The organism is Azohydromonas sp. (genome assembly GCF_035325925.1).
Taxonomy (GTDB): domain Bacteria; phylum Pseudomonadota; class Gammaproteobacteria; order Burkholderiales; family Burkholderiaceae_C; genus Calidifontimicrobium.
The window spans coordinates 1-7,341 of sequence record NZ_DAOKZA010000085.1 but is presented as its reverse complement, the minus strand read 5'-3'; the positions used below and the strand labels follow the sequence as shown (position 1 = coordinate 7,341).

The following is a 7,341-nucleotide window of genomic DNA, read 5'->3' as shown; positions in this document are numbered from 1 at the left end:
GGTCCACGTGACCAATCGTGCCCACGTTCACGTGCGGCTTCGTGCGCTCGAACTTACCCTTAGCCATTCGATTTCTCCATCCAAGGAAAGGGCTCGCGCAGCGAACCCGCTTCTACGACCTGAACTTTGGTGCCCATGACGCGGATCGAACGCGTGACCTCTCCCTTACCAAGGGAGTGCTCTACCACTGAGCCACATGGGCATCGACACGGGCCTGGGCACCGACGAACCCAGACCCCTGGCGACAAGACCGGCGCACTGGAGCGGGAGACGGGAATCGAACCCGCATCATCAGCTTGGAAGGCTGGGGTTCTACCATTGAACTACTCCCGCCCGGGAGCACCGCCAGTCGACGCATCAACTCGTGTTCGCTTTGGTGGAGGAGGCTGGATTCGAACCAGCGTAGGCGTAAGCCAACAGATTTACAGTCTGCCCCCTTTAACCACTCGGGCACCCCTCCGCGGCGAACCGCAGAATATAGCACGGGCGCCCAAGGGCAGCAATCAACCCGCCGGCAGCGCCCAGTCGACGGGTCGACCGTGGACGCCCAGGTACGCCGCCGCATGCGCGAAATGCGCACAGCCGACAAACGGCGTCGGGCCGCGCCGCGCCGACAGCGGCGATGGGTGATTGCACTGCAGCACCAAGTGCCGCCCCGACCCGCCATCGATCAGCCGGCGCTTGGCCTGCGCATGCGCGCCCCACAGCAGGAAAGCGATCGGATCGTCGTGTCTTGCCAATTCAGCCACGACGGCGTCAGTGAGCGCTTCCCAACCTCTACCGGCGTGACTGCCCGGCGCACCGTCCTCGACTGTCAGCACGGCGTTGAGCAGCAGCACGCCGGCACGCGCCCAGGCGCCCAGATGGCCACTGGCCGGCATCGGCTGGCGCAGGTCACGCTGCCACTCGGCGAGCACATTGCGCAGGCTCGGCGGCATCGCCACCCCGTCGGGCACCGAAAAGGCCAGTCCCTCCGCCTGCCCGGCGCCATGGTACGGATCCTGGCCGAGGATCACCACGCGCACCGCCTCGCGCGGCGTCCAGCACAGCGCGCGCAACGGTTGCGCCGGATACACCACGGCCCCCTGCGTCAGCCGCGCGTCGACGAAGCGCACCAGCGCCGCGCCGGCATCGCCGTCGCGCCAGCGCTCGACCAGAGGCGCCCAGCCGGCGTCGACCTCGGTCAGGCCACCGCGCAGGTGGTCGGCCAGCCGGCCGCGCAGGCGGTTGTCGGCGCCGCTCACGCGCGCGGCGGCGCGAACAGCGCGGCGAGCGCCAGGCCGGGGTCGGGGGCACGCATGAACGCCTCGCCGACCAGGAACGCGCGCACGCCGGCGTCGCGCATGCGCTGCACGTCGTCGCGCTCCAGGATGCCCGACTCGGTGACGAGCAAGCGATCGGCGGGCACCCGCCCGAGCAGGTCCAGCGTGGTCTGCAGCGAGACCTCGAAGGTGCGCAGGTTGCGGTTGTTGACGCCGACCAGCGGCGTGCGCAGGCGCAGCGCGCGGTCGAGTTCGGCCGCGTCGTGCACCTCGACCAGCACCGCCATGCCCCACTCCAGCGCCTGCGCCTCGAGGTCCGCCATCCGCGCATCGTCGAGGCACGCGGCGATCAGCAGCATGCAGTCGGCGCCCATCGCGCGCGCCTCGTCGACCTGGTAGGCGTCGACGATGAAGTCCTTGCGCAGCACCGGCAGCGCGCAGGCCGCGCGCGCCTGTTCGAGGTACGCCGGCGAGCCCTGGAAGAAGCGCGCGTCGGTGAGCACGCTCAGGCACGCCGCACCGTGGCGCGCATAGCTCACCGCGATCTCGGCGGGAACGAAGTGCTCGCGCAGCACGCCCTTGCTCGGGCTGGCCTTCTTGACCTCGGCGATCACCGCCGCGTCCCCGGCGGCCGCCTTGGTGCGCAGCGCGCCGACGAAGTCGCGCAGGTCGGCGCGCGCACGCGCGTCGGCGCGCACCTGCGCGGCGCCGCGCGCGCGCAGCGCCGCGGCCACCTCCTCGCGCTTGACCGCGACGATGCGCTGCAGGATGTCGTCCATCGTCAGGCCGCGCGCAGGCGCTGGGTCGCCGAGACGAACTGGCTGAGCTTGGCCAGCGCGCGGCCCGATGCGACCGCCTCGCGCGCCAGGCGCACGCCGTCGGCCACCGAGGTCGCGACGTTGGCGCAGTACAGCGCCGCACCGGCGTTGAGCAGCACGATGTCGCGCACCGGGCCGTCCTCGTTGGCCAGCGCACGCTGGATGCACTGCACCGACTCGTCCCGGTTGGCGACCCTGAGCACGCGGCTGTCGTACACCGGCAACCCGAAGTCGCTCGGGTGGACCACGTACTCGCGCACTTCGCCGTCCTTCAGCTCGCCGACCAGGGTCTCGCCCGACAGCGAAATCTCGTCCATGCCGTTCATGCCGTAGACCACCATCACGTGCTCGCTGCCGAGTCGCTGCAGCACGCGCACCTGGATGCCGACCAGGTCCGGGTGGAACACGCCGAGCAGCTGGTTCGGCGCGCCGGCCGGGTTGGTCAGCGGGCCGAGGATGTTGAAGATGGTGCGCACGCCCAGCTCCTTGCGCACCGGCGCGGCGTGTTTCATCGCCGGGTGGTGGTTCGGCGCGAACATGAAGCCCACGCCGGTCTCGGCGATGCATTGACCGACCTGCTCGGGGGTGAGCGCGATGTGTGCACCCAGCGCCTCCATCACGTCGGCGCTACCGCTGGTCGATGACACGCTGCGTCCGCCGTGCTTGGCCACGCGCGCGCCGGCCGCGGCGGCGACGAACGCGGCCGCGGTCGAGATGTTGAACGTGTGCGACGCGTCGCCGCCAGTGCCGACGATGTCGACCAGGTGCGTACGGTCGGCCACCGCGACCGGCGTCGCGAACTCGCGCATCACCTGCGCCGCGGCGGCGATCTCGCCGATGGTCTCCTTCTTCACGCGCAGGCCGATGGTCAGCGCAGCGATCATCAGCGGCGACATCTCGCCGCTCATGATGCGGCGCATCAGCGCCAGCATCTCGTCGTGGAAGATCTCGCGGTGCTCGATGACGCGCGTCAGGGCTTCGGTGTCGGTGATCGGCATGGTGGTCCTTCGATCGGGTTCTGGCGGTGCACAGCCCGGGGGCGCCTCAGGCGGTGGCCGGCACGCGGCTGGCGCGCAGGAAGTTGCGCAGCAGCGCGTGGCCGTGTTCGGTGAGGATCGACTCGGGGTGGAACTGCACGCCCTCAAGCGGCGTCGCGCTGCCGGCCAGCTCGCGGTGGCGCACGCCCATGATCTCGGCGTCCTCCGACGCCGCAGTGATCGCCAGCACGTCGGGCAGCGTGGCGCGCTCGATCGCCAGCGAGTGGTAGCGGATCACGGTGAACGGGTTCGGCAGGCCGTCGAACAGCCCCTGGCCGTCGTGCGTGACGCTGCTCGTCTTGCCGTGCATCTGCCGGCCGGCGCGGACGATGCGCCCGCCCAGCGCCGCGCCGATGCACTGGTGCCCCAGGCACACGCCGAGGATCGCGATGCGTCCGGTGAACGCGCGGACCGCCTCGACGCAGATGCCCGCCTGCGCCGGCGAGCACGGCCCCGGCGACAGCACGAGCTGCTCGGGGTTCAGCTCGGCGATGCCCTCGAGCGTGATCTCGTCGTTGCGGAACACGCGCACCGGCTCGCCGAGCTCGCCGAAGTACTGCACCAGGTTGTAGGTGAACGAGTCGTAGTTGTCGATCATCAGCAGCACGATCAGAACCCCTCCTCGACCAGCTCGGCAGCGCGCAGCACCGCCCGCGCCTTCGCCTCGGTTTCCTGCCACTCGAGCTCGGGCACCGAGTCGGCGACCACGCCGGCGCCGGCGGACACGTACAGGACGTTGTCCTTGACGACGCCGGTGCGGATCGCGATGGCCACGTCCATGTCGCCGGCGAAGCTGAGGTAGCCCACCGCGCCGCCGTAGATGCCGCGCTCGACCGGCTCGAGCTCGTCGATGACCTCCATCGCGCGGATCTTCGGCGCGCCGCTGAGCGTGCCGGCCGGAAAGCTCGCCTTGAGCACGTCGAGCGCCGACAGGCCCGCCTTCAGCCGCCCCTCGACGTTGCTGACGATGTGCATCACGTGCGAGTAGCGCTCGATGCCGAACGCCTCCGTCACCTTCACGCTGCCGGTCTCGGCGATGCGGCCGATGTCGTTGCGCGCCAGGTCGATCAGCATCACGTGCTCGGCGCGTTCCTTCGGATCGGCGAGCAGTTCGGCCTCGTTGGCCTTGTCCTGCTCGGGCGTCGCGCCGCGGGGCCGGGTGCCGGCGATCGGCCGCACCGTCACCGTGTGGTGGCCCTCGGCGTCCTGCTCGTCGCGCACCAGGATTTCGGGACTGGCGCCGACGATCTGGAAACCGCCCATGTCGTAGTAGTACATGTACGGGCTCGGGTTGAGCGATCGCAGCGCGCGGTACAGCGACAGCGGGCTCTCGGTGTAGCGCTTCTTCAGCCGCTGGCCGACGACGACCTGCATGCAGTCGCCGGCGGCGATGTAGGCCTTGGCGCGCTCGACGGCGCGCATGAAGTCGGCCTTCGCGAACTCGCGCTCGACCGCGTACGACGGACCGCGCCGCACCTGCGGCGCGGTCACCGAGAACCGCAGGCGGTCGGTCAGCTCGCCCAGGCGCTTCTTGCCGTGGAAGTAGGCCTCGCTCTGGCGCGGGTCGGCCCAGACGATCAGGTACAGCCGGCCCGACAGGTTGTCGATCACCGCCAGTTCCTCGGTTTGCAGCAGCATCACGTCGGGCGTGCCGATGCCGCCGCCCTTGCGCGTGGCCGCCAGCCGCTTCTCGATGAAGCGCACGGTGTCGTAGCCGAAGTAGCCGGCGAGCCCGCCGCAGAAACGCGGCAACCCGGGGCGCAGCGCCGGATTGAAGCGCTGCCGGTACGCCGCGATGAAGTCGAGCGGATTGCCGTCGTGCGTCTCAACGACGGCGCCGTCGGTGACGACCTCGGTGCGCATGCCAGTGGCCCGCAACAGCGTGCGCGCCGGCAGGCCGATGAACGAGTAGCGCCCGAAGCGCTCGCCGCCGACCACGGACTCGAGCAGGAAGCTGTGCTTGCTGCCGCCGGCGAGCTTGAGGTACAGCGACAGCGGGGTCTCGAGGTCGGCGAAGGCCTCGGCAATCAGCGCGATGCGGTTGTAGCCCTGCGCGGCGAGGCTGCGGAATTCGAGTTCGGTGATCACTTGGCGGTTTCTCCTGACCCGGTGGCGCACCGCGCGGCGCAAGCCGCCGGTGCTACGCGGGAAATGCCGCCGGCACGGCGGCCTGCGGCGGGAGCCGATCGGCGCGTCGCGACGACCGCCGGCGGCAAACGAGACTCAGGCGGGCCAGCGACGCCAGGGCCAGGCTCCCCGGTCGATCGACCTGGAGCGCGGAGTCTGCTTGCGCGAAGTGAACATGCGCTCAAGTCTAGCAGGCCGACTGCGCCGGCGCCGCGGGCACAATGCCCGCGTGCCGCCCGCCCCCCCCTTGCCGCGCATCGGCGTCGTCGTCGCCGCGCACGCGAACGCGCGCGCACTCGACTGGGCGCTGCTCGGCTACCGCGTGCAGCGCACGCCGCCGCACGAACTGATCGTCGCCGAGGACGGCGAGCGCGACGACGTGCGCGCGGTCGTCGAGCGCCACCGCGCGCTCGCGCCGTTCGCGCTGCGCCACCTGCGCCAGCCACACGAGGGCTTCGGCAAGTGGCGCATCGTCAACCGCGCCATCGTCGAGTCCGACAGCGACTTCCTCGTCTTCACCGATGCCGACTGCGTGCCGCGCGACGACCTCGTCGCCGCCTACGCCGCGCGCCTGCGGCGCGGCTGCTTCCTCGCCGGCGGCAGCCACGTCAACCTGCCCGCGGCGTTCCACGAGCACGCGCTCGACGCCGCGTTGATCGAGAGCCAGCGCCTGTTCGACGCCGGTTACCTGCGCTCGCAGGGCGTCGCCGTGCCGCGCGCGCGACTGTTGCGCGCCGGGCGGCTCGCGCGGCTGCTCGACTGGCTGACGCCGCGTGACGCCTTCGTCGGTAACAACGCCGGCGCCTGGCGCGACGACCTGCTGCGTGTGGCCGGCTTCGACGAGGCGATGGGCTACGGCGGCGCTGACCGCAACCTGGGCATCCGACTGAACAACGCCGGCGTGCGCGGCGCACGCGCGCGCCACTCGCTGGTGATGCTGCACCTCGACCACCCGCGTTCGTACCGCCACGCCGAGCAGGTCGAGCGCAACAAGGCGCACAACCGGCAGTTGGCCGGCAGCGGCGAGGTGCTGCCGCAGCACAGCTCGATCGCGCCGGCCGCGCGATGAACGCAGGCCCGATGCCCCACGCGCTGCGCTTCGACGACCGCGCACCGTGGGGCACCTACGCGCCGCCGCCGCGCGTGCGCGCGCGACTGCAGGCCTGCCACCGGCTGGCCGCCGGCGGGCGCGTCGCGCAGCGCTTCGCGCACCTGGTGCGCCGGCCGGTGAAGTACGGCGTGCACACGCCGCTCGACGTCGAGGTGTGGGGGCTGCGGCTGCGGCTGATGCCGCGCGGCAACATCGCCGAGACGAAGATGCTGTTCGCGCCGATGCGCGCCGACGCCGACGAGTTGCGTCTGCTCGACGAACGGCTGCAGCCTGGGGCGACCTTCGTCGATGTCGGCGCCAACGCCGGGCTGTACAGCCTGCACGTGCTGGCTCGGCTGCGCGAGCGGGTGCGCGTGATCGCCGTCGAGCCCGACCCCGAGATGCGCCGCCGGCTGGCCTTCAACGTCGCCGCCAACGGCCTGACGACGATCGAGTTGTGCCCGACCGCGCTCAGCGACCACGACGGCACCGCCACCCTGCTGGTGAACCCGGCGCAGCGCGGCGAGAACACGCTGCAGGCCGGCGAAGCTGCGCGCGCGGGCGGCGATCGCGATGCCGTCGAGGTGCCGGTGACGACGCTGCTGGCGCTGCTGCGCGCGCACGGCGTCGAGCGCGTCGACGCGCTGAAGATCGACATCGAGGGCCACGAGCCGCCGGTGCTGCGGCATTTCTTCGCCCACGCCCCCGACGCGCTGCTGCCGGCGCTGGCGATCACCGAGTTCAAGGCCGACACCGCCGACGAGATCGGCGCGCTGTTCGCGTCGCGCGGCTACCGGCTGCGCCGGCGCACGACGCTGAACTGGGTGTTCGAGCGGCCGCGGTGACGTGAACCTGCCGCTGCGCGCTTCGCGCTCGACGGCGGGCGGTGCGTGGAGCGCGGGCGGCGTCGGTGCGCCGTGAACCGCGCCCCGCGTCAGGCGGCGAGCGCCCCGCGCATCGCGGCGATGACCTTGGCGTAGTCGGGCTGGCCGAAGATCGCGCTGCCG

At 71.5% G+C, this 7,341-nt stretch carries 7 protein-coding genes, 3 tRNA genes and 1 pseudogene; 2 read left to right on the top strand and 9 right to left on the bottom strand.

The window, feature by feature from the left end:
- The 9 genes and pseudogenes from PKC53_RS18215 to trpE all read right to left on the bottom strand — a co-directional run.
- Nucleotides 1–67, bottom strand: a pseudogene (locus tag PKC53_RS18215) (elongation factor Tu); the annotation flags it as partial.
- A 60-nt stretch (nt 68–127) separates the two neighbouring features.
- A tRNA-Thr gene (locus PKC53_RS18210) sits at nt 128–202 on the bottom strand.
- Between the two features lie 57 nt (nt 203–259).
- A tRNA-Gly gene (locus PKC53_RS18205) sits at nt 260–333 on the bottom strand.
- A gap of 41 nt (nt 334–374) precedes the next feature.
- Nucleotides 375–460, bottom strand: a tRNA-Tyr gene (locus PKC53_RS18200).
- Between the two features lie 43 nt (nt 461–503).
- Nucleotides 504–1,187, bottom strand: coding sequence for a uracil-DNA glycosylase (locus PKC53_RS18195; RefSeq protein WP_324431222.1), 684 nt, complete (start codon nt 1,185–1,187; stop codon nt 504–506).
- 53 nt (nt 1,188–1,240) lie between these two features.
- Entirely contained in the window at nt 1,241–2,041 is an 801-nt protein-coding gene (trpC, locus tag PKC53_RS18190; RefSeq protein ID WP_324431220.1) for an indole-3-glycerol phosphate synthase TrpC, read from the bottom strand.
- 2 nt (nt 2,042–2,043) lie between these two features.
- Complete coding sequence (trpD, locus tag PKC53_RS18185) at nt 2,044–3,078, bottom strand: anthranilate phosphoribosyltransferase (protein ID WP_324431218.1); 1,035 nt, start codon at nt 3,076–3,078, stop codon at nt 2,044–2,046.
- Nucleotides 3,079–3,124: 46 nt separating this feature from the next.
- Nucleotides 3,125–3,724, bottom strand: coding sequence for an aminodeoxychorismate/anthranilate synthase component II (locus PKC53_RS18180; protein ID WP_324431216.1), 600 nt, complete (start codon nt 3,722–3,724; stop codon nt 3,125–3,127).
- A gap of 2 nt (nt 3,725–3,726) precedes the next feature.
- The gene (gene trpE / locus PKC53_RS18175) at nt 3,727–5,205 is read right to left on the bottom strand and encodes an anthranilate synthase component I (protein ID WP_324431214.1); all 1,479 of its coding nucleotides are present in this window, start codon (nt 5,203–5,205) and stop codon (nt 3,727–3,729) included.
- Nucleotides 5,206–5,473: 268 nt separating this feature from the next.
- On the opposite strand from trpE, the gene PKC53_RS18170 reads away from it, so the two are divergent.
- Together PKC53_RS18170 and PKC53_RS18165 are read left to right on the top strand one after the other, a co-directional pair.
- A complete protein-coding gene (locus PKC53_RS18170; RefSeq protein ID WP_324431211.1) occupies nt 5,474–6,313 on the top strand; it encodes a glycosyltransferase in 840 nt (279 codons plus the stop codon).
- An 11-nt stretch (nt 6,314–6,324) separates the two neighbouring features.
- Nucleotides 6,325–7,179: an FkbM family methyltransferase gene (locus tag PKC53_RS18165; protein WP_324431209.1), complete on the top strand. Its 855-nt coding sequence runs from the start codon at nt 6,325–6,327 to the stop codon at nt 7,177–7,179.
- The last annotated feature ends 162 nt before the right edge of the window (nt 7,180–7,341 follow it).

Excerpts from the sequence above, each read along its gene's own strand:
- trpC (WP_324431220.1), bottom strand. The coding sequence starts at position 2,041 with ATGGACGACATCCTGCAGCGCATCGTCGCGGTCAAGCGCGAGGAGGTG.
- trpD (WP_324431218.1), bottom strand. The coding sequence starts at position 3,078 with ATGCCGATCACCGACACCGAAGCCCTGACGCGCGTCATCGAGCACCGC.
- PKC53_RS18165 (WP_324431209.1), top strand. The coding sequence starts at position 6,325 with ATGCCCCACGCGCTGCGCTTCGACGACCGCGCACCGTGGGGCACCTAC.